This is a genomic window from Chryseobacterium sp. AC417, assembly GCF_979258215.1.
On the sequence record NZ_OZ409845.1, the window covers coordinates 1,722,954 to 1,744,492 of the forward strand.

18 protein-coding genes are annotated in these 21,539 nt (G+C 34.8%); 4 read left to right on the forward strand and 14 right to left on the reverse strand.

The window, feature by feature from the left end; all coding sequences use genetic code 11:
- Positions 1–39: 39 nt before the first annotated feature.
- Both ACZZ9T_RS08355 and ACZZ9T_RS08360 read left to right on the forward strand, forming a co-directional pair.
- Positions 40–588, forward strand: coding sequence for a DUF1543 domain-containing protein (locus ACZZ9T_RS08355; protein WP_463441691.1), 549 nt, complete (start codon positions 40–42; stop codon positions 586–588).
- 17 nt (positions 589–605) lie between these two features.
- Positions 606–1,715 carry a 5-(carboxyamino)imidazole ribonucleotide synthase gene (locus tag ACZZ9T_RS08360; RefSeq protein ID WP_463441692.1) on the forward strand — a complete coding sequence of 370 codons (1,110 nt, stop codon included), beginning with the start codon at positions 606–608 and terminating at the stop codon, positions 1,713–1,715.
- A gap of 40 nt (positions 1,716–1,755) precedes the next feature.
- On the opposite strand, the gene ACZZ9T_RS08365 is transcribed toward ACZZ9T_RS08360, so the two are convergent.
- The 4 genes from ACZZ9T_RS08365 to ACZZ9T_RS08380 all read right to left on the reverse strand — a co-directional run bounded on the left by ACZZ9T_RS08365 (position 1,756) and on the right by ACZZ9T_RS08380 (position 6,403).
- Positions 1,756–2,616: a hypothetical protein gene (locus ACZZ9T_RS08365; RefSeq protein ID WP_463441693.1), complete on the reverse strand. Its 861-nt coding sequence runs from the start codon at positions 2,614–2,616 to the stop codon at positions 1,756–1,758.
- Positions 2,617–2,689: 73 nt separating this feature from the next.
- A complete protein-coding gene (locus ACZZ9T_RS08370; protein WP_463441694.1) occupies positions 2,690–4,810 on the reverse strand; it encodes a cation:proton antiporter in 2,121 nt (706 codons plus the stop codon).
- A 6-nt stretch (positions 4,811–4,816) separates the two neighbouring features.
- Positions 4,817–5,386, reverse strand: a complete 570-nt coding sequence (locus ACZZ9T_RS08375) for a hypothetical protein (RefSeq protein ID WP_463441695.1) — start codon at positions 5,384–5,386, stop codon at positions 4,817–4,819.
- 108 nt (positions 5,387–5,494) lie between these two features.
- On the reverse strand, positions 5,495–6,403 hold the full coding sequence (locus ACZZ9T_RS08380; protein WP_463441696.1) for a DMT family transporter: 909 nt from the start codon (positions 6,401–6,403) through the stop codon (positions 5,495–5,497).
- A gap of 210 nt (positions 6,404–6,613) precedes the next feature.
- On the opposite strand from ACZZ9T_RS08380, the gene purE reads away from it, so the two are divergent.
- Positions 6,614–7,117, forward strand: coding sequence for a 5-(carboxyamino)imidazole ribonucleotide mutase (gene purE, locus ACZZ9T_RS08385; RefSeq protein WP_463431295.1), 504 nt, complete (start codon positions 6,614–6,616; stop codon positions 7,115–7,117).
- 54 nt (positions 7,118–7,171) lie between these two features.
- Here purE and ACZZ9T_RS08390 read toward each other — a convergent pair whose 3' ends face one another.
- The 7 genes from ACZZ9T_RS08390 to ACZZ9T_RS08420 all read right to left on the reverse strand — a co-directional run bounded on the left by ACZZ9T_RS08390 (position 7,172) and on the right by ACZZ9T_RS08420 (position 13,148).
- Positions 7,172–8,497, reverse strand: a complete 1,326-nt coding sequence (locus ACZZ9T_RS08390) for a BspA family leucine-rich repeat surface protein (protein WP_463441697.1) — start codon at positions 8,495–8,497, stop codon at positions 7,172–7,174.
- 35 nt (positions 8,498–8,532) lie between these two features.
- Positions 8,533–10,224 (reverse strand): BspA family leucine-rich repeat surface protein, encoded by a 1,692-nt coding sequence (locus tag ACZZ9T_RS08395; RefSeq protein WP_463441698.1) that lies wholly within the window; start codon positions 10,222–10,224, stop codon positions 8,533–8,535.
- Complete coding sequence (locus tag ACZZ9T_RS08400) at positions 10,178–10,345, reverse strand: hypothetical protein (protein ID WP_463441699.1); 168 nt, start codon at positions 10,343–10,345, stop codon at positions 10,178–10,180. The genes ACZZ9T_RS08395 and ACZZ9T_RS08400 overlap by 47 nt, the downstream gene beginning before the upstream one ends.
- Before the next feature lie 247 nt (positions 10,346–10,592).
- The gene (gene yiaA, locus ACZZ9T_RS08405; protein ID WP_463431301.1) at positions 10,593–10,985 is read right to left on the reverse strand and encodes an inner membrane protein YiaA; all 393 of its coding nucleotides are present in this window, start codon (positions 10,983–10,985) and stop codon (positions 10,593–10,595) included.
- A gap of 337 nt (positions 10,986–11,322) precedes the next feature.
- On the reverse strand, positions 11,323–12,639 hold the full coding sequence (ahcY, locus tag ACZZ9T_RS08410) for an adenosylhomocysteinase (RefSeq protein WP_463431303.1): 1,317 nt from the start codon (positions 12,637–12,639) through the stop codon (positions 11,323–11,325).
- 31 nt (positions 12,640–12,670) lie between these two features.
- Complete coding sequence (locus ACZZ9T_RS08415) at positions 12,671–12,841, reverse strand: Txe/YoeB family addiction module toxin (protein ID WP_463441700.1); 171 nt, start codon at positions 12,839–12,841, stop codon at positions 12,671–12,673.
- Positions 12,842–12,923: 82 nt separating this feature from the next.
- Positions 12,924–13,148: a DUF2683 family protein gene (locus ACZZ9T_RS08420; protein WP_463441701.1), complete on the reverse strand. Its 225-nt coding sequence runs from the start codon at positions 13,146–13,148 to the stop codon at positions 12,924–12,926.
- Between the two features lie 48 nt (positions 13,149–13,196).
- On the opposite strand from ACZZ9T_RS08420, the gene ACZZ9T_RS08425 reads away from it, so the two are divergent.
- Positions 13,197–13,814, forward strand: coding sequence for a 4'-phosphopantetheinyl transferase family protein (locus ACZZ9T_RS08425; protein ID WP_463441702.1), 618 nt, complete (start codon positions 13,197–13,199; stop codon positions 13,812–13,814).
- Here the strand turns inward: ACZZ9T_RS08425 and ACZZ9T_RS08430 are convergent.
- The 3 genes from ACZZ9T_RS08430 to porU all read right to left on the reverse strand — a co-directional run bounded on the left by ACZZ9T_RS08430 (position 13,795) and on the right by porU (position 21,378).
- Positions 13,795–16,056, reverse strand: coding sequence for an FUSC family protein (locus ACZZ9T_RS08430; RefSeq protein WP_463441703.1), 2,262 nt, complete (start codon positions 16,054–16,056; stop codon positions 13,795–13,797). The genes ACZZ9T_RS08425 and ACZZ9T_RS08430 overlap by 20 nt on opposite strands.
- Positions 16,057–16,273: 217 nt before the next feature.
- Positions 16,274–17,437 carry a type IX secretion system outer membrane channel protein PorV gene (gene porV / locus ACZZ9T_RS08435; protein ID WP_463441704.1) on the reverse strand — a complete coding sequence of 388 codons (1,164 nt, stop codon included), beginning with the start codon at positions 17,435–17,437 and terminating at the stop codon, positions 16,274–16,276.
- A 56-nt stretch (positions 17,438–17,493) separates the two neighbouring features.
- Positions 17,494–21,378 carry a type IX secretion system sortase PorU gene (gene porU, locus ACZZ9T_RS08440; RefSeq protein ID WP_463441705.1) on the reverse strand — a complete coding sequence of 1,295 codons (3,885 nt, stop codon included), beginning with the start codon at positions 21,376–21,378 and terminating at the stop codon, positions 17,494–17,496.
- Positions 21,379–21,539: the final 161 nt, after the last annotated feature.

The window sequence follows — 21,539 nt, forward strand, 5'->3', positions numbered from 1 at the left end:
TTATTTTTTGCCGTATTTTTGCAAAAAATAAATATCATAATGAGATTATTTTACATAATTCTTGGGGCAACACCGAAAGGCAGAAACATAGAACAGCATGATGTTTTCTTCGGCATTGCTGACAAGCTTCATAATCTTGTTCCGGATATAAAAGATTTTTGGAAGGAAGCAGAAGGTAAAATACATTTAGATGCGTATCAGGAAGTGAAATTCATCGATGGATACGAAGTGAAAATTGTTGAAAAAACAACATTGAAGCAGGAAAATCAATTGTTTTTTATCAATCTTGGAGGTTACAAAAGAGGCTTTTTTACAGAGTTTCACGAGCAACATCTGATGGTGGGAACCTCCATGAGTGAAGTGGTGAAAAGAGTGAAGAAAACTGAATTCTACAGAACAATGGGCTTTGAAAACGCAGTAAGTCATATTGATGATAAACATGGAGTAGATATTGATGATATTTTTGCAGTCAATGATATTCTTCCGGAATATATGAAAGAAAAATATTCGATTATTCTGGAACAATCAAAAGAAGAAAACCAGGAAAATATTTCAGAAGTGGGATATTTTAAGATTGATAAAATTTAATAAAAACTTAAAGAAAAATGAAAATAGGAATTTTAGGCGGCGGACAGCTCGGGAGAATGTTGATTCAGGAAGCATTAAAATATGATGATGAATTTTATACTTTAGATCCGGCTTCAGATGCACCTTGTCACAATATTTCGCATTTTACACAAGGAAATTTCAACGATTACGATACTGTTTTAGATTTTGGTAAAGATAAAGATGTTGTTACGATAGAAATCGAGCACGTAAATGCCGATGCTTTGGCAGAACTGGAAAAGCAAGGCATAAAAGTGGTTCCGAATGCTGCGATTATTAAAACGATTCAGCAGAAAATTCTTCAGAAGCAATTTTATAAAGCTCATGATATTCCAAGTCCGGATTTTGAAATTATGGACGGAAGTTCAGATGAAATAAAAATTCAGTTTCCGTTTGTACAAAAACTAAATACCGGCGGTTACGATGGCAAAGGGGTGCAGATCATCCGTTCATCTGAAGATTTGAGAAATCTATGGACTGAAGATTCTGTTTTAGAAAATCTGGTTGATATTGATAAAGAGCTTTCTGTGATTGTTGCGATCAACGAAAATGGCGAAACCAAAACTTTCCCGGTAACAGAAATGGTTGCTGATCCGAAATTAAATTTACTCGATTTCAATATTTGTCCGGTTTTTTTAAGTGAAGATATTGAAAATCAAATCGATTCGATTACAGAGAAATTTCTGAATGCGGTCAATTCTCCGGGATTGTTTGCGATTGAATTATTTTTAGACAAAGAAGGCAAAGTTTGGGTCAACGAAACGGCTCCGAGACTTCACAATTCGGGACATCAAAGTCAGGAAGGAAACGCCAACTCGCAGTTCGAACAAATGTATCGTGTGGTGAAAAACTTACCTTTAGCCGATACCGATGCAATTATTTTTAGCGGAATGCTGAATTTAGTTGGAGCAGAAGGATTTTCAGGAAAAGTAATTTACGAAGGAATGGAAGAGGTTTTAAAGCTTCCCGAAACGTACATTCACCTTTACGGAAAAAGTGAAACTAAACCCGGTAGAAAAATGGGACACATTAATGTCTTGGCAGATTCCAGAGAAGAATTGATGGAAAAACTGGTGAAAGTGAAATCGATGGTGAGAGTGATTGCTTAGAAATAGTAAAGACTGCTGAAAAGCAGTCTTTTTTTATAATTTATTTTTCTAGTTCTTTATTAAATCCCATTTTTATGTACTCAATTTCTCTTTGATTAGGCTTCCTTTTTTTTAGCTCACCCCAGATATTTATTGCATCTTCTGATGTACTTACACCCAATTCATAGTTTTCCCGTCCCCATTTATATAATGCAATACCACTATTTGTACTGAAAACACCTGGCTTTATTTGTATTCCGTCCATTTCATGACCTTTTATTGAACTGAAAAAATCTAATTTTCCACCCTCTCTACTTTCTTCAATAATCAATTTTTTCAAAAGACCTTTATCAACTATCTTTAGTGTACTTGGATTTCCGGCATAAAGTTTTTTTTCGGTTATAAAGTTTTTAATAGTTGTTGCAATTTCGCCATTGCTTATTACCTTGAATTTTTTATTGTTGAAAAATAAAAAATTACCATCCAATTTTGAATTTTTATCATAATTCTCTTTAATGATTTCTTTTGCACGGTTTTCTGTAATATCACCTTTAAGATCACAAGGAAATGTTTCACTTGATCCGGTTGAAGGATTTATTACAAAGAATACTTTTTCAGGTTTGTCAACAATCATAATCATATTGATCGGAGAATTATCTTTTATTACTAAAAAGAAATCTGAAGGAAGTTTTGTGGCAAAAGTTTCAATTTCATCTAAAGTTGCATTTTCATTGACAAATACTGAAGAGTTTTTATTGTTAATGTTGTTAGCTATCGTATAATAATTTGTATTTAATTGATAGTCTTTGGTTTTTTCTTCCGAAACTGTAATTGAATTAAAAACTGGATTTCCATTTTTATCAGTTTGACAAAATATATCAATTGAAAGTAGCAAGATTAAGATGGTTAATAGTTTATTCATTTTTTATTTGATTGATTACTGACCGCTAAAATCTGAATATTTATTTAAATTTTCAGCTTTTCATCAATAAATTTTACTTAAAAATTTTTTTAATCACATTTCCAATCTCCACAAAGTCATCATGATTTCCTACAGAACGCTTTTCAGTATGATCGTGTTTGTATTCTGAATAAGGAAAAATGAGAAGATAATTATTATCATGAAGTTTGCTGTTCAAGAGTTCAGGAATCATTCGCATCCTAGGAATATAAGACTGCATTCCTCTTTTTGCCATAAAAATAATCAAACCTTCATCTTCTTTTATTTTTGCAGCAGTTTCTTCGGCATCTTTCCAAGTGCTCATGATGATAAACTCAGCTTCAATGTTGGCTTTTTTGATGATTTTCTGTAAAATGTTGAGAATGTTTTCGGGAGCGTAAAAAATAATCGTGGCACCGGAATTTCTGGCTACATTCCAGACTCTAACCAAAGCGTGAAAAAATCCGGCTTCCTTATGAGCATTTTCAGGAATCATTACAGCATATTTCTTAATCGTAGAAAGTGGCTGTGCAGCATGGTAGACAAAAATGTTCACATCGTCATTCTGCAAATATCCGTTGTACAGATTATGTGCAAATGATGCTGAAAAACCTTTCTGATCTTCCAAACCAATAATCAAATCTGTGATATTCTGTTCTTTAATAACGTTGTTGACTCCGTTGATCACATCGTTGTCGTATCTTTTGAGTGCCTGCAATTTTACATCTGCCGAAGCTGCAATATCGGTTGCCTGATGAAGGAGTTTTTCAGCATTTTTTACAGAAGATTCATTTTTATCTTGATTAATAACATTTAACGCAAAAAAATCTTCTGTGTTGGAATGCGCTTTAATTAAAATTCCAAGATTGACCATTCGTTCAACTGTCTTTTCATAATTTAAAGCCAAAAGAATATTTTCTTCATCATGATTATTACCTGTTACGGTATCTTCATTTTCACGTGCAGCAATTTTCTGACCACTTGCCATGGAAATAAATGATGAAATTGTACATGAAATTAAAATCAGCAAAATACTTCCGTTCAGAACATGCTCATTGAGTAATCTGATGGGTTCCCCGGTTTCGCTTTCAGAGATGATAATGTTGTAACCCACCATTACGGTTGCTAAAGTTGCTGCAGCTGATGCAGAACTTAATCCGAATACCAGAATACCTTCGTCTTTTGTAAACCGAAAGGTTTTTTGACTGATTATGGCAGAAATGTATTTACCGCCAATAGATGCTACAAGCATGATGCCTGCGACTTTTAAGGTTTCGAAGCTGTTGAAAAAAACTTTAAAATCAATCAACATTCCTACGCTGATCAGGAAAAACGGGATGAAAATTGCGTTTCCTACAAATTCTACACGATTCATTAACGATGAGGTGTGCGGAATCAGTCTGTTTAAAGCTAAACCCGCAAAGAAAGCTCCGATAATGGCTTCTACACCTGCCAATTCAGCTAAAAGTGCTGCGAGATAAATCATTACCAGTACAAAAATATACTGGGAAATTTTATCATCTACCTTCTTGAAAAACCATCTTCCGATCAAAGGGAAAACCATCAGTACAATTAACCCGAAAATCAAAAATGAGCCGGTAAGTTTTAACCAAAATGCTGTACCAACATCGCCTTGTACCATACCTACAACTACTGCCAAGACCAATAATGTAGCAACGTCAGTAATCATTGTTCCGCCAACGGTGATATTGACAGCGCGGTTTTTTGCAATTCCGAGTTTGCTGATAAGCGGGTAAGTGATGAGTGTCTGGGATGAAAATAAACTGGCAAAAAGTACAGATGTCATTACTGAAAAATCCAACAGATAGTAAGAGCCGATATATCCTAAAATAAAAGGAAAAACAAAAGCGTAACCTCCATATCCTAAGCTTTTCCACTTATTTTTTTTAAAATCTCCCATGTCAATTTCCAGACCTGCAAGAAACATGATATAGAGCAGTCCGGTTGTACCTGTAACCACAATGCTGCTGTCTCTTGCCAACACATTAAACCCGTTCGGACCTATAATAGCTCCTGCAATGATGAGCCCGAGAAGATGTGGAACTTTAATTTTGTTTAATAAAAGAGGTGCTGCAAGAATAATAATCAGAACCAACAAAAATTTCAGTACAGGATCTTCGAAGGGTAGAGTGAGGCTGTGAATGCTTAAGATCATAAGTATTTATTTTGAAGGTCTTGTCAATTCTACAGAAAATTTGGCGGTACATTTATTATCTACCGTGATGCTTCTGGTTCCTTTCATTATATTTGGTGAAATTTCGTTCAGGATAACGCTCATTTCTACATTTTTACTTGCTGTAGAATCAGTTTTATAATGCAGTCTTACTTCGTTATTTTCGTAATAACCGGAATATAATCGTACCAGCTTATTGTTATTCACAATCTTAGCAACCATTTGAATAGAATCACTGTCAAATTCCCAACTGTCAATTCTTTGGTCGCCAATTACATAATCGTTACAGGATGATTCTGTACAGATTACTTTACCCGTCCAATTGCCAAAAACTTCTGCAGGCCACTTTTTAATAATTTCAGTTGTATCTTTTTTATTGAAAATGCTGTCTCTCATTTTGATGAGAGACTGGTATTCTGATTCTTTTGTGGCGAAGAGTTTTTCTTTTTCTAGCAGATTTTTTTCGCGCTCGGTGAGTTCCTGATTTTTTTCTTTGTTGTTGCAGCTTTGAAAAATGATAAACAGGAGCAGGAGCAATAAGGAGTATTTTTTTGTCATAATGCACGAATTATGATAAAATATAGGCAAAAATTATGACAAAGTAAAATGACTAAGACATTTTAAGAAGAAAATCTTAATGATTAAGAAGGGGTCTATCAGGTAAAATTACTTTTTAACTCTCTTTCTTTTAAAGAGTTCAGGATTGTAATTGATGATGAAAACGCCAAAAATAATTAAAATTGCAGCCATTATAAATTTGAATGAAATTTTCTCATCTAAAATCAGCCAGCTTAAGAAGATTGAAATAATGGTGTTGATGTACGCCAAAATAGAAACCTGCACAGGTGAAACCCTGGTTAAAGCATAATGAAAAGCAAAAAAAGCAGCTACAGAACCGAAAACTGCCAAATAAAGAGTTGCAGCAATACTTACTAAACTCCAGTTTTCAAAATTATAGTTTTCTGAGAAAAGAAATGCAAAACAAATTTGAACAATTCCGGCAAAAGAAAACTGGTAAAAGAGATTTAAAGTAATATTTTTACTCTGAAGGTTAAGTTTTTTGGTGAAAATTGTTCCTGAAGCCCACCCCAAAATTGCCAGAAAAAGATAGATGACTCCCATAAGATAATCAGGATTTCCCAAATCATTAAGACCATCCCAAAATATAAATAAGATACCGCTGAAACATAAAATAATTCCGATGAGTGCCCGAAAGCTAAACTTCTGTAAACCAATCGCTACACTTCCTAAAAATACTACGATGGGCGAACAGGCACTCATCAGTGAAGCCAAACTGCTTGTAACAGATTCTTCTGCAACTGTCGTCATCCCATTGGCGATGATCAGCATAAGTGTTGAAAATATCAGTTGATAGCCCAAATCTTTCCAGCCAATCCATTTGAGTTCATTTCTAAAAATGAGGATGATGAACATGATAATGGCTGCTAAAAGTTGACGGATTCCTGCCACAAACCAAGCCGGAATAGTTTCTACGGCTACACGAATTGATAAAAAAGTGGTTCCCCAGACAATAGCAACAGTAAGAATAGCGAAAGTAAGCTTGTAATTTTTCAAAGTAATAACTGAAATCGAGCTGCAAAGGTATTTATTTTAGACCGAAAAAAGGAGTCAATTTTGAAATAAGTCAATGAGCAATGGTCTGTAACTTTTATTTAAGCAATTGTGAAATTCGAAATTGACAACTGACATACGAAGCAACATTACCTTTAACCATTCAGCTCTGTTAAAATTCTTATCTTTGAAAAATCTAATAAAATTGAAGATATGGTAGGAATTATCATGGGAAGTCAGAGCGACTTACCAATCATGGAACTGGCGGCAGATTTTTTAAAAAGCTTAGACATTCCTTACGAATTGACCGTGGTTTCTGCACACAGAACTCCGGAAAGAATGTTTGATTATGCCAAACATGCCAAAAAAAGAGGTTTGAAAGTTATTATTGCAGGAGCGGGCGGAGCAGCCCATCTTCCAGGAATGGTCGCAAGCTGTACAACTTTGCCTGTAATCGGAGTTCCTATTTTATCGAGTAATTCTATTGACGGTTGGGATTCTGTTCTATCCATACTTCAAATGCCCGGTGGAATTCCTGTGGCAACTGTTGCATTAAACGGAGCTTTGAATGCCGGAATTTTAGCGGCGAAAATATTAGGAACCGGAGATGAAAATACAGCAGAAAAACTTCAGATTTATCAGGATACTTTGAAAGATAAGGTGTTGGGAACGGTAGATGATATCAAAGCGAAGCATCCTAATTTGTATGATTTGTAGTAATTCAGATTTGTGATAAAATAAATGCCTTGCGATTTTGCGAGGCATTTTTGTTTATTTTTTGATGAACTTAAAGTTTTCTGTACCCTTATTCGTGATGATCTGTAAAATATAATTTCCCTGCGAAAGGTTTTGTATATTGATATAATCTTTATTCAAGGTGTCTTTCATAATGATTCTGCCTGTTACATCAGTGATGATAAAGCTTTTAGCGTCCTTATTATTTTTTAAAAAGATGACATCATCTGCCGGATTTGGATAAATAATGAGCCCCGTTTTTTTCTCAGGCTCAGAAACTTGTAAGACTGAATTGCAGGATGCATTGTGATTATCTCCTGATACCTGCCAATTTTTATTGTTTATTAGATTGTTTCGTGCTGCCACCGCTGCGGGATGAGCGTAAAATAAAGGTGATGCAATTCCGAGATTGATACCGTTGGGAGTTTGAGGATTGTTATTCCAGCCAAACAAAGCGTTATCGTAGTTCTGGCAGTTTAGGCCGGAAGAAATAAGCATATCGACTGCCGACTCTAGTGAGCTCAGGTTCCATGATCCTATATTTTGATTAAAATTGGTCGTTACGGCAAACATCATATCCATATTCTCAACACCCGAAGTGTTCCATTTTTCTATATTCTGATTAAACGAAGTTGCACCGTGAAACATATGCTCCATCGTTGTAGCACTGGAGGTATCCCAGTCTCTCAAAGGCTGGTTAAAGTCTCCTGCCATATCAAATACCGCATAAAAATCAGTCACGTTAGAAACATCCCAGTTTTCAATTGGAGCATTAAATAAATCAGCTGCGGAGAACATAGAGTTGATCGTTGTCAGATTTGAAGTGTTCCAATTATTAAAGCTTGCATTTCCTATCAGTGAGGAGCATAGATAAAACATTTCTCTGGTGCTGGTTACCAAACTGAGATCCGGAGCATCCGTTGCAGTAATATCAAGATTGGTACAAAATACAAAAGCGTTATCAAAAGTCTGCCAATGTATATTTCCCCATTGTGATACATCGAGTAATTTTTCCCTGTCTGGCCCGAGATAAATCGGAGTTATTGTGTTGTCGAAGAATTTTACCTGATTAAAATTTCCATTTCCATCACTGATTTTTACCCTGTATGTAGCATTTGCAGCTGAAGGATTGAGTGGCGTTCCAAAATTAATCGTAAAATCTACGGTGGAGCTGATGTCGCTTATATTTCCATTATGTTGCGGATATCCTATTTCTTCCCAGGTCACACTAAAATTGGTTCCTCGTCCTGGAAAATGGATCACCTGAGAGATGCCCGGTTTCCAGATGGTAATAAATTCATCCTGAGCTTTTGTTATTTGGAAAAATGCAGCAAATATAAATAGTATAATGATCTTTTTCATGTCAGGATTCTTTAAAGGAAGATATCATTAAATGATTATTTTTTAATAAACTTAAAATTCTCAGCCTTGTCTTTCATTATAATTTTTAAAATATAACTACCGGGAACTAATTGCTGAACATTAATCATTTCTTGATCCGGTTTATTTTTACTGATGATTCTTCCGCTAAAATCTATAATCTGGTATTCTTTTGCTTCTTTCGGAAGATTTTTAACGTAAATAAAATCTGTTGCAGGATTTGGATAGATAGAAATTTCGTTTTTGATAGTGTTTTCTGAAGTAGAAAGTACAGATTGGCACTCTCCATCATATGCATCTCCCGTTATTGCCCAGCCTTTGGATGTTATTAAAAAATTTCTCGCAGTCACTGCTGCCGGATGAGAATATTTAAGAGGTGAGGCACTTAAAATGCTTATGTTTTGCGGAGTTAAAGGATTATTAGACCATCCTAAAAGTGTGCTGTCATAGTTTTGACAATTTACGCCGGAATTTAGAAATAAATTACTCGCAGAAGTAAGGGAAAAAAGATTCCAGCTTCCTAGACTTTGATTAAAGTTGGTTGCTCCATTGAACATATTACTCATATTCGTTACCTGTCCTGTATTCCATTTACCGATATCTTGATTAAATGATGTAGCGTTTTGAAACATTGAATTCATAAACAATACATTTGAAGTGTTCCAATTCTTAAGATCTTGGTTAAAGGAGGTTGCATTTTGAAACATGCTGTTTAAGTGGGTAGCATTTCCGGTATTCCAATTCTTAATATCCTGATTAAAGGATGTCGCATTCTGAAACATACTGTTAAAACTGATGACATTTCCGGTATTCCAGTCTTTAATATCTTGGTTGAACGCCGTTGCATTTTGAAACATTCCGGCCATATAAATTCCGCTCGAAGTGTCCCAATTACCTATAGGCTGGTTAAAATTGGGTGCACTCAAGAAAGTTCTTTGGAAATCTATGACATTTGAAGTATTCCAATTTCCGATAGGCTTATTAAATGAAAGAGCCCCCGAAAACATTAATTCGATTTCTATGGCACTAGACATATCCCAATCTCCTAAAGGTTGGTTGAACGCGCTTGCATTATAAAACATTGCATTAAAAGTTTGAACATTCCCAGTATCCCAAGTATTAATATTTTGATTAAATGATGTAGAGAGTGCAAATGTCAAGATCATTCTTGTTACATTAGAAGTATCCCAATTGCCAAGAGGCTGGTTGAATAACGGGCTGTTTGAAAATGCAGCCTGTAAGTCTGTCACGTTTGAAGTATCCCAATTATTAAAACTGCTGTTGCCCACAAGAGAAGCGCAAGAAAAAAATATGCTTTCGAAACTTGTAACATTGGTTAAATTGGGTATATCTGTCGCAGTCATATCCAAATGTGGGCAGGATGAGTAAGCAAAATCCATATTGGTCCATACAATATTCCCCCAATGCTCAATTTGTAAGATTTTACTTGGGTCTCCAAAAAAAATAGAACCCAAAGGATCATAAAATTTCACTCTTTGAAAAGTTCCATTTCCGTTGCTTACCTTCACGCGGTATGTCGCATTTGCTGCAACGGGATTTTGTGGAGTTCCAAAATCAATAAGGAAATGCAGAGTAGAAGAAATGTTTGATAAGCTGCCATTGTGCGAAGGAAATCCTATTTCTTCCCAAGACACATTATAATTATTTCCTCTTCCCGGAAACCAGATACTGTGTAGAGGTAGAAGCAATTCCGCCTGCTATATTCTGTGTAGAAACATTGCCAGGTTTCCAAACCGTAATAAACTCATTCTGTGCTTTTGTAATCTGGAAGAAAAGAATACAAATAGTAATCAGTAATAATTTTTTCATAGTAATGAAATTTGGTATGAGAAGATACAAATAAAATGATCTTTTATTTTTATCAATTTTTATTTCTTAAAATCGATATTTACAGATATCCTTAATAATAACAAATTATTTTTGTGTTTTTAATAATCTGTTAAACAGCAAATATAGTAAATTTTTAGACATGTCAATATTTTGTGAAATAGAGATTTAACAAACAAAAAAATACTCACCAATTTTAGTGAGTATTGAACGATTTATTTTTTATGATTTAATCTTCCATCATATTATCACGGGTATTTTTCTGGACGGCAATTGCGCCAAACAGAGCCAGCAAAAATGCAAAAGCATAAAAACCTTTCTCACTTGGAAGTATAGTGGCATTCCAAAGTCCGATGGTTAACAAAATGATGGATGATAGCGTTGCAAACCAGCAAATACCGTAGTAAATATCGGTGACTTTGATGTTTTCCATCCTGTCTCTTACTGCTTTCTGTAAAGATACCACAGCAAATAATCCGTAAAGCAGAATGGTAAAATAATAACCCTTCTCGTTCAACTGCATTTCTGCTCTTACCAAACCTACGATGTAACCGATCATTCCTGCTCCTAAAGCAACCCATGATGCTGCTACAAACGCATTCGACACTCCTTGTTTTTTCATAATTATGTTTTTAATATGTATAATTGTTCAAATATATTATTTTTTAACCAAAACTTTTACCTGATCACGTTTTTTTGTTTCTGTCCTTTTAAAAATTGACGAAATTTCAATTAATGTGTTTCCGTATAGCCACGATAGAAGTGGCATCCTTTTTTGCGGTTTCCGGAGCGAAGCGGAGGAAACCGTAAAAAAGATACAGCGGATAGCGTGATTAAGCTCCTGATAAAATAGATAATAAAAAAACGCTCCAGAAAAATTCTGAAGCGTTCTATTTTTGCTAATTGCTAATTGCTAATTGCTAATTGCTAATTGCTAATTGCTAATTGCTAATTGCTAATTAGTATCTGTAATATTCTGGCTTATAAGGTCCTTTCACATCTACACCGATATAATCAGCTTGTTCAGTGGTAAGGGTTTCAAGCTCTACGCTTAATTTTTTAAGGTGTAAAGCAGCTACTTTTTCATCTAAATGTTTAGGCAACATATACACTTCATTTCCGTAAGCTTCAGAGTTTGTCCAAAGTTCGATCTGAGCCAAAGTCTGGTTAGAGAAAGAGTTAGACATTACAAAACTTGGGTGACCTGTTGCACAACCAAGGTTTACCAATCTCCCTTCTGCAAGGATGATCACTTCTTTACCTTCTTCCAAAGTATAGATGTCAACCTGAGGTTTCACTTCAGATTTTGTGTGACCGTAGTTTTCGTTTAACCAAGCCATATCGATTTCGTTATCAAAGTGACCGATGTTACAAACGATTGCTTTATCTTTTAATTTTAAGAAATGTTCTTTTCTTACGATATTAAAGTTACCAGTGGTCGTAATTACGATATCTGCATTATCTACTACAGTGTCTAATCTTTTTACTTCAAAACCGTCCATTGCAGCCTGTAAAGCACAGATAGGATCGATTTCAGTTACCGTAACGATAGAACCTGCTCCTCTGAAAGAAGCAGCAGTACCTTTACCAACGTCTCCGTAACCGCAAACTACCACTCTTTTACCAGCCAACATAATGTCAGTTGCTCTTCTTACCGCATCTACTGCAGATTCTTTACATCCGTATTTGTTGTCAAATTTAGATTTAGTAACCGAATCATTTACATTGATTGCAGGCATCACCAAAGTTCCGTTTTTCATTCTTTCGTACAATCTGTGAACTCCGGTTGTAGTTTCTTCAGAAAGCCCTTTAATTCCTGCTGTAAATTCAGGATATTTATCAAAAACCATATTTGTTAAATCTCCACCATCATCCAAAATCATGTTCAATGGTTTTCTGTCTTCTCCGAAGAACAATGTTTGCTCGATACACCAGTCAAAAGATTCTTCATCAAGACCTTTCCAAGCATAAACCTGGATTCCTGCAGCAGCAATAGCAGCAGCAGCATGATCCTGCGTAGAGAAAATGTTACAAGAAGACCAGGTAACTTCAGCTCCAAGAGCTACTAAAGTTTCGATCAAAACGGCAGTTTGAATAGTCATGTGAAGACATCCTGCGATTCTTGCACCTTTCAAAGGTTGAGAAGGTCCGTATTCTTCACGGATAGACATCAAACCGGGCATTTCTGCCTCAGCAAGCGTAATTTCTTTTCTTCCCCATTCTGCCAGAGAAATATCCTTAACTTTATAAGGAACGTATTGTGTTGTGGTTTCCATTAATCTGAATTTATTTGTAATATTTTTTAATTTAATAATGCCCTTTTAGAGAATGTACATAAATTATTTCTTTTTCATCGTCTACCTGATAAACAATTCTGTGTTCTCTATTTATTCTTCTTGACCAATATCCTGAAAGATTGTGTTTTAGTGCTTCAGGCTTACCAATTCCTTCAAAAGGTGTTTGGCAAATGTTTCTCAATAATTCTTTAATTTTATTTTGAATTTTCGTATTACCAGAATTTTCCAATAAACTAAATCTTCTTCCGCAGAATCAACAAGAATTATTTCCATAGATTATCTAAAGCCAGTTTTCTTGTTTTTCCGTTTTCAATATCTTCTTCTCCTTTTTTTATTTTCTCAACAAATGTTTGATTGTAAGAACTTTGTGATTCTGAAACAGCATCTTTCTCACTACTTAAAAAAAAATTAATGTGCATTTTTTCGAAAAGATTCTTTAAGAAAGATTCCTCTTCCTTATCTTTTGGTATAATTGTTATCGCTTCCATTCGAAATATTTTTTGCAAATTTACAAACTAATATTCTGCTGACCAAATATGCCTCTTTACCGCGATTTTTCTGACCACAATGCTACAATTCTTGTATGGAAGTACGACGAGGATGAGGACAAGCTGTCTATTGATGAGCTTTTGGAGCCTGAAAATGCTGAAAAAGTAAAAGATTATCATCCGAAAAAACTATTGGAGGTTCTGATGGTACGCAAACTTTTGAAAAGTTTAAAACCAGATTCTAAAATTTTATACAAAGAAAGAGAACCTTTTCTTTCACCGAAAGACGCAGAAATATCAATTACGCATTCTTTTCCGTTTGCAGCGATTGCCATATCAAAAAATAAAATAGGAATTGATATTGAGAAATTCAATCCTAAAATTTTAAGGGTTATCGACAAATTTACCTACGAAAATGAAAGAGGATTTATTCCTTTTGATAATGAAGTGACTTTTTACACGATTATCTGGAGCGTGAAAGAAAGTATGTACAAAATTCACCATTCCAAACATTGGTCTCTGAAGAAGCATTATGAGGTAAAACCATTTGAATTAAAGCATCTTTTCGATATTAGCTGCAGAGTGCATGATGAAAATATTTCAGATGAATTTAAAGCCAGAGTGAAATTCTTTGATGATTACTGCTTTACGATTGTGGAAGAGTAGTAGTTTCTGCTCTGTATGTTTCAATCACTTTTCTTTGTTCTTTAGCAACATCATAAATCAGTTCCAGAACATCGTGTATATTTTTAAGTTCGGTTAAATGCGAAATTTTATTAGGATCTCTGCGGTCGAATATTTCATTTTCCAGCAATTCAGATTTTCTTTGAATCAATAAATTTTCTATCGAAGAATCTTCAGGCTCTAAGCGACTGTCCATTCTTAAAGTTTCGGGAATTTTTTGATCATTAAGCAATACAGAAACCTGATTCATTTCGGCTTCTATTTTTTTTGTCCAGCTTTCAGAATCTATTTCAGGATACGTTTTATTATTTTTTGAATATTGTGAAAGTGATGCGGTGTAAGCTGTAATCAGATGGGAAGTTGTTACAAACTGATGTACCACTTCTAGTTTTTTCTGCTGATTTTTTGGATCAGAAATCATTCTCTGAAAATTATCCGAAAGGTTGGCTAATGAAATGATGGCATTTTTTCGTTTTACTTTATAATCTTGCAGATCAAAATCTTCATTAAGAAATTTGGACATTACACTGTGAAAATACGTAAGATTAGATTCTGCAGATTTTTTCATTAAATCTAAATTCTGTGTATGTTCCCAAACCGGAAGCACCATATAAGAAACCAAAAATGCAATGATTCCTGCAATGACGGTATCAACAATTCTGTCTTTAAAAATAACGTTGATATTACCGGGATTTAGGAAATTAAAGCTCATAAAAATATACATCGTCATAAAAAGAACTGCCCAGAAATATCTGCCTTTTAGCAAACTGAAACATAAAATCATGCTGAGTAACAGAATTGAAAACAGTATTGCATTAATATGAACGTAGTATAGGATGGCATAAGCTATCACGGCTCCTACTACGGTCCCATAGAAACGAAGTAGATTCCTTTGTTTGGTAATGGAGTAGGCGGGTTTTAAAATGGCGACAATCGTAATTAAAATCCAGTAGGTATGACCAATTACCAGAAATGGGAGCTGGGAAACCAAATATCCTAAGAGCAAAGCCGTTGTAATCCTGATCGCATGGCGGAAATGTGATGAGGTAAGCGATATATTGCTTTTTAAAACTTTAAAATTTATTTTTTCTTCATTAGGCAAAAACTTTTTTAAATCTAAACCTGTGGAAAGACTTTTTGCCAATTTTACATTTTGGGCAAAAACTTTATAAATGTCGCTGATTTCTTTTGTGATTTCGTTGATGCGCATCATGATTTGTCTCAAAATCATAAAGTTTTCCAGCGTATCGGGATTCATCGCTTTATTTCTAAGTTCAAAATAATGAATGTTGAGATCTTGCGAACGAGCTTCGAGATTAAAAATAGGTTTTGCACGGGTACTGCTTTGCAAAGAAATTCCGATGTTGGAAATTTCTTCTGAAAGTATATTTAAATAATCATGAATCTGAACAAGAATTGTGGAATCTTCAAAACTCTGCTGCAATTTTTTATAATCACTTTCTGAAGTCATGAGTTTTTCGTGCAAATCCAGCGAATTTAGAAACATCAACATTAGCAGTCTGCTTATTGTGGTGGATTCGTTGACGATGGTTCTTGTTTTGAAAACCGTTTCCCGGGTTTCTTCCTGCAAATTTTTGATCTCAATCTGTTTGGCGATGATTTGTGTGTTCAAACGGTCAAAATCAGGGTTTTTCTGATAAAAATTAGCTTTAATCTTTAGAAATTCTGCCAGTTGCAAATAATTTTCACCAATCATCTGACTGGCGAGTTTATAAGGCTGAATGGTTGTTACGACTAAGAAAATTAGTAAAAACCAAATACAACCTGCGGTAAAAATAATCAGACTTTTGAGAATGTTGACTCCCGTTAAATGTCCGTCAATAAAGATTGCTAATACAACTAATGCCAATGATCCAACGGCGGCAAGTCTTTGTCCGTACACGCCAATCAACGAAAAAAACATTCCGAAAGCGACAATTTCTAAGATAACCAATGGAATTATCCCCTTTACTAGACTTGCTATTGAAGCAACAATAACAAAACAGAAAATTGCAAACGTTAATGAATTTCTTCTTCTGATAAATGGTCCCGGCTGATCTGTCAGTGCTACAAAGCTGGTTCCCAAGGGAAAAAGGAAGTATTCTTTAAGTAAACCGAAATAGGAGAGAACCAGACACGGGATAACCGTTGCCAACGTAATTCTTATGGAAGAATATACATATTGGCTGGTAACGATTTTTTTTAGCTCCGAAGAATAATTCATTTTACAAAAATAAGAGTTAAAACTGAATTGTCGGTTTTACTTCGTAATTGAATTGTGAATTTTATTTAATAAATATCAAAGTTGGAAAAAAGAGTAAATAATTTTAACTGATCTTTTATACATAACAAAAGTCCCACATTTTATGGGACTTTTATTGATAGCAAGTCATAATTTAAGTGAATTTAATTCGATTAATATTCACTATTGACTTTATATTTTAATAATCTACGTTAGAAGTTTCTTCACCAATGTTCCAGGTAAGACCGAAACGAAGAGTGTTATCCAAAGCAGTATTAATTTTAGACATATTGATAAGATAAGAAATATCCAATCCGAAAGAACGGTATTTTAAACCAATACCTGCAGTTGCAAATTGTCTTGCACCCTGTACTTCACTTTCGTGGAAGTAACCGCCTCTTACTGCAAATGCATTGTCATAAGAATATTCTAAAGCACCACTGTACATGATGGATTCAGGATTTTTGAATGACTTTGAAATTCCTTCCATTACACCTACATTCGGAACTGCATAGATAGGCTGTCTTGTATTAGGATCATTCCCTACAAATTCAGATCCCGGAACTAAAATTTTAGAACCTTCTACGCTCAGTCCGATTCTGTTTACATCATCCAGATACATATCATAACCAACCCCTAATCTAGCCATTGTAGGAAGATAAGATCTTGATTCTTCATTACCTGTATAGTCTAATTTTGGACCTAAGTTTGTAATTGCAAAACCTGCATTCAATTTTCCGTCATATCCTCCAAAGCTAGAGAATTTCGGAGATGTATAATATCCTGAAACGTCTACCGCAAAACTATTTGCCGGTTTAAGAGTAGTGTCTGTGTTGAATCCTCCGGCCAAATCTGAACGAATAAATCTACCTGTAACTGCCATTGAATAAGAATCGGAAAGTTTAAGACCGTATGCTACGTCAATTGAGAATTCGTTTGGTTTTGAAGTACCCAAAGATGTTACGTCATTTCCTACCAAGGTAGTAAGATCAACTTCACCCATGTTAAAATAATAGATACTTGCAGAGATCGTAGATCTCTCTTCCTGACCTAAAAATTTATGGAAAGCTCCGTATAGTAAAAATACATCATTAGTAAGTTTCCCCATATATGGTGTGTAGTTAATACCCACAGAAGAACTTGTTCTGCTAAAAGGATATTTGGCTGCATTCCAAAATTGAGAGAAAGCATCCGGGGAAGTAACGACCCCCTGATCTCCCATACCTCCGGACTTTGCATCTGGCGCAATTCTCAAGAATGGAGCTCCGGTTAAAACAGGTCTTACCTGACTCAAATCTTGTGCATAGCCTAAAAACCCAGCACTCAAACCAATCCCCACAAGCAGTTTAGTAGTTAAATTCATATGTTGTCTTTTATATATTATCAGTTTTCTATTGATATTCTTAATTGTTTATTATTTTACTTCAAAAGTACCATTTTTTCTACAGCTGTAGCACTTCCTTTGCATTTTTCTTGATTTTGGCTTTTTGCAAATATCTTAAAAATATATGTACCTTTTGCTACTGTATCACCAAAATCGTCTTTTCCGTCCCATTCAATTGCCTGACGTGGCGTTCTAAACCCCTGTAGGAAGGGTTCTGCAACAACTGGCTGACTTAAAGTTCTTACTAATTTTCCTGTAATCGTATAAATTTGAACGTTTACATCCAAAATATCATCACAATTATGCTCAAAATGAATGTACGTTTTGTTTGTAAAAGGGTTTGGCCAGTTCAGCGGGCGGTTGATCACTAAATGCTGATCTGTTTCATCCTTAACTTCAAAGTTTAACGTTTCAGTCGTCGAATTATTGTTTATGTCCCATACTTTAAATGTCAACTGATGTTGTCCTATTGCCAGGTTCCTGAAAGGATAGGTTACATTCCCTTTCTGGTAGTCTGCCAAGCCGGGATTAAGACATCCATTTCCTTCACCCGAAGCATAGAAATCATTTAAAACGACGGTGTTAATAATTTGTCCGTCCAAATATACAGTAATATCGTGACCAATACCAGAACCGGTAGAATTTATTCCTGTATCATCAGTCACACACGCAAGAAGCATTGGGCTTTGATTGGTAATTCCGCCGTTTGCAAAATTCGTATTGTTCATGTAAAGTTTTACTTTTGGCGGCTCATTATCATTAATTCCGTTAGGATTAAGGTCACCTACCTGTACTGCCTGATTATTAAATACATCAAAAGATTTGTTATCTGCGTACGCCAGCAACCTTCCTTCACCTACAGCGTAATTGATGTCTTTCGGTACATAAAATTCTACTGTAAAAACGCCATTTACAGCGGTTCCGGATGCTTTTACAATTGCACTTCCTTCTTCGGTGTAGTTTAAAACCGGTGTTAAAGCTCCATTGTTATTTAGAGTTGATTTATTGAGTCTTTTATCAAAAATATTAATGACAACTCTTCCGTTAAAGGTTGTGTTCGTAGATCCATTAGAATTATTAATATGACCTGTTATTTTTACAAAATCTAATCCTCTGATAAGACCGGGAACAGGAGTTGCAATATTATCTATCACTAATAATCTCTGCGGTCTGCTCAGTTTCATTGCAGGATCCCCAAGAAGATTTACTTTTAAATGATTCGGATCTGCACCACGTAGTTTTTTTGCATTTAAATGCGCGTCACCTATTGATATAAAATTGTCATTTACTAATTTAAAAATATCTTTAGTGTAAAGATTGGTGAAATCTATCCCGTATCCTACACCCACTGCACGGCTGGAAGTAATCATTGAAGATGGTCCTCCTTGCTTCAGTTTCATTAATTGTTCACCAGCAGAAGCTGTTGCAGGTTCATCCCAAAGTGTAAATTCACAGGTTATCGTTGAGATAAATGGAAATCTACTGTATACATTAGAAAAATTGTTGGCATTCTGAATCTCATCTAATGTAAAAACTCTTTCCTGTGCCCATCCGTTGATTCCGCCATGACCGAAATAGAAAAGATATAAACTGTTACCTAAATCATTGAATATTGCCTGATTTACTTGTGGATATCTTCTTCCTCCTGCAGTACTCTGCGCCTGAAAAGCATCTAGATATAGCTTCCTTACATTGTATTCTTTAAGAATTGTGCTTGCCGGAATTTCAAATGTGCTTTCCAGTGTATTATTCATAATAGTATGGAAAGGGATTCCGCCATCATTATCATCATCTACCACAAAATCAAGTTTCATTCTCCATTCTCCAAAGGGTGTTGACTGACCAGACAGCGAATTGTAATAGGCCAAGGTTTTATCCATCATATTAGCTGCCTCACTAGGATTTGCAGCAGGAATTCTGCCTACCGGAAGATCAGGAAGATTGTTTGAAATAAAAGAATTGGTTTGAGGTTTCGTCATTACAATATAATCGTCTGTCACAAAAGAACTGATAAAATCAGCAGACTCTTCACTTTCGTAGCTGGAAACGATATTTGAATTATTGGGAATTCTGTTTTTGTAATCATAAGAAGTATCTCCTAAGATGAAAACATACTTTAAAGCTCCAGATGGTGTGTTAAGTTTGGTGACAAAATCTCTGATAGCAGTAAGATCTCTGCTTCCGCTTCCAAATTCATTATATATTTTAGCAGGATCAACAATCTGAACGTTGTAATTATTTTTTGTCTGATGATAATTGGCCAGTCTTTGAGCCTGAGATGTCATTTCAGGAGTAGCAATTATCAGATAGTCCACATTTTGTAATGCAGAAAGATTTTGATTATTTATTCTTTCTACATATAGTGGTGTAAAAGCTGCATCTGCGCGGAAAGCGACAAATTCATTGTTAAAATCAGGATTAGATGCTGTGTAAGCAAAATTAAAATTACCAGTTCCGGCAGCTTTATTTACTCTTCTGTTAGCATTTGTAATATCGGTAACATCCCAAACCTGTTCCATATTTGCTGCGGTAGTAATGCTGAAACCGTAATTGGTGTTTGTGCCACTTTGAAGAGAAAAATCACGGAAATTCATTTGGGTTCCATTGAATTTTAAATCTTCTTTGTATTGCACTTCAACATAGTCAAGATGAAAGGCTCCATTAGGATTAATCGAAATATTCGGGTTGTATTTAATACTAATCTGATTGCCACTTAAATTGCTGATGGTTCCGAAATATATAAAAGGTCTGAAATCCAGATCTGAAGACGTAGAAATATCAACAAAAGGATTTTGATTATTGACATTGAATGCAATGCTGTTTCCTTGGGCTCTGTATCCTATAACCTGAGTTTTGTAACGTATCACATCTGAACCCTGAATAGGAGATTTTAAATTAAAAGTTACTGTTTTTTCTGTGGCAAAAGGTTGATCTTCAACCCAGATTCGTCCTACTTTCATCACATTTTTCTGATCTGTATTGATGACCTGATAATCATCATATCTTGTAATAAGCGGAGTAGTAGGCAAATTTAGGTCAATGTTTTGAACTCTTTTTCCTGCACCTTTGTCAAAATTGATGTAGTAGTAAGAAAAATCTTCGTAAATGTTTTTTAAGTTATCACTTTGATCAAATCGTGTATCATTTCTCTTAAATCCGTTTCCGTTCGAGGTATTGTATAAATTATATCCATTGGGTCCCTGAGCATAAAACAAGGCGTAATCGGCATCATTCCAAACATTGTCATCTTCACCCACCACTTGAATGGAGTTTTCTTGGAGGGCACTGTATCTTACATCCTGATTATGTTCCGGAAGCATGATCCCGCCATTTCCATAAATTCTGAAATTCTTCGGGTTTATGTTGGAAGGATTGATTCCGTTATCTCTTAAAAATTGTGCAGTAATTTTAAAAATTCCGGATTTGTCAACTTTTATTTTATAAAAAGCTCCGGTCGCTAAAGGGTTTGCTGTAGTTCCTACTTTTTTCGCACTGAAATTAGCACGGAGATTAGCTGGCGATATTTCAAAGGAAGCCAGTCTCAAAATTCTGCCTTTTACATTTTTAAATAAAGCGACATTCACATTAGCAAATCTTTCACCTTCTGAATAGTAGTAAGTAATATCTGCAATATCATAATTGGGTAAAAGATTTTTATTGACATCGAACAGGTCTTTATTTGAAATGTTTTCCCATACAAGATTAGAAACTTTCAGTTCATTTTCCCCAATTTTTTGTCTGTTCAGGATAAATATATTATTTTGGCTGAAAGAAAAACCTTCATTTTTAAATTTTGGAAGAGTCTTCTTTACATCGCCGAAATCTTCGATTTTTGCTCCATCCCATTCTATTGAGATTTTTTGAGCCCAAGTCGTTGATATGAAAGCGAATATAAAGAATAGAGTCGTTTTTAGTCTCATGTTTGTTTTTGAAATTTCTAAATTACAAAATAAATGAAAATTTTAGAATTAAACAGTGATACAATAAAATTAATTTGTTAACGTTTTCAAAAAAAATCAAATCTTTACTTGATTTATTGAATAATTTATTTTTTCTTTGTACTTTGAATAATATTTATATC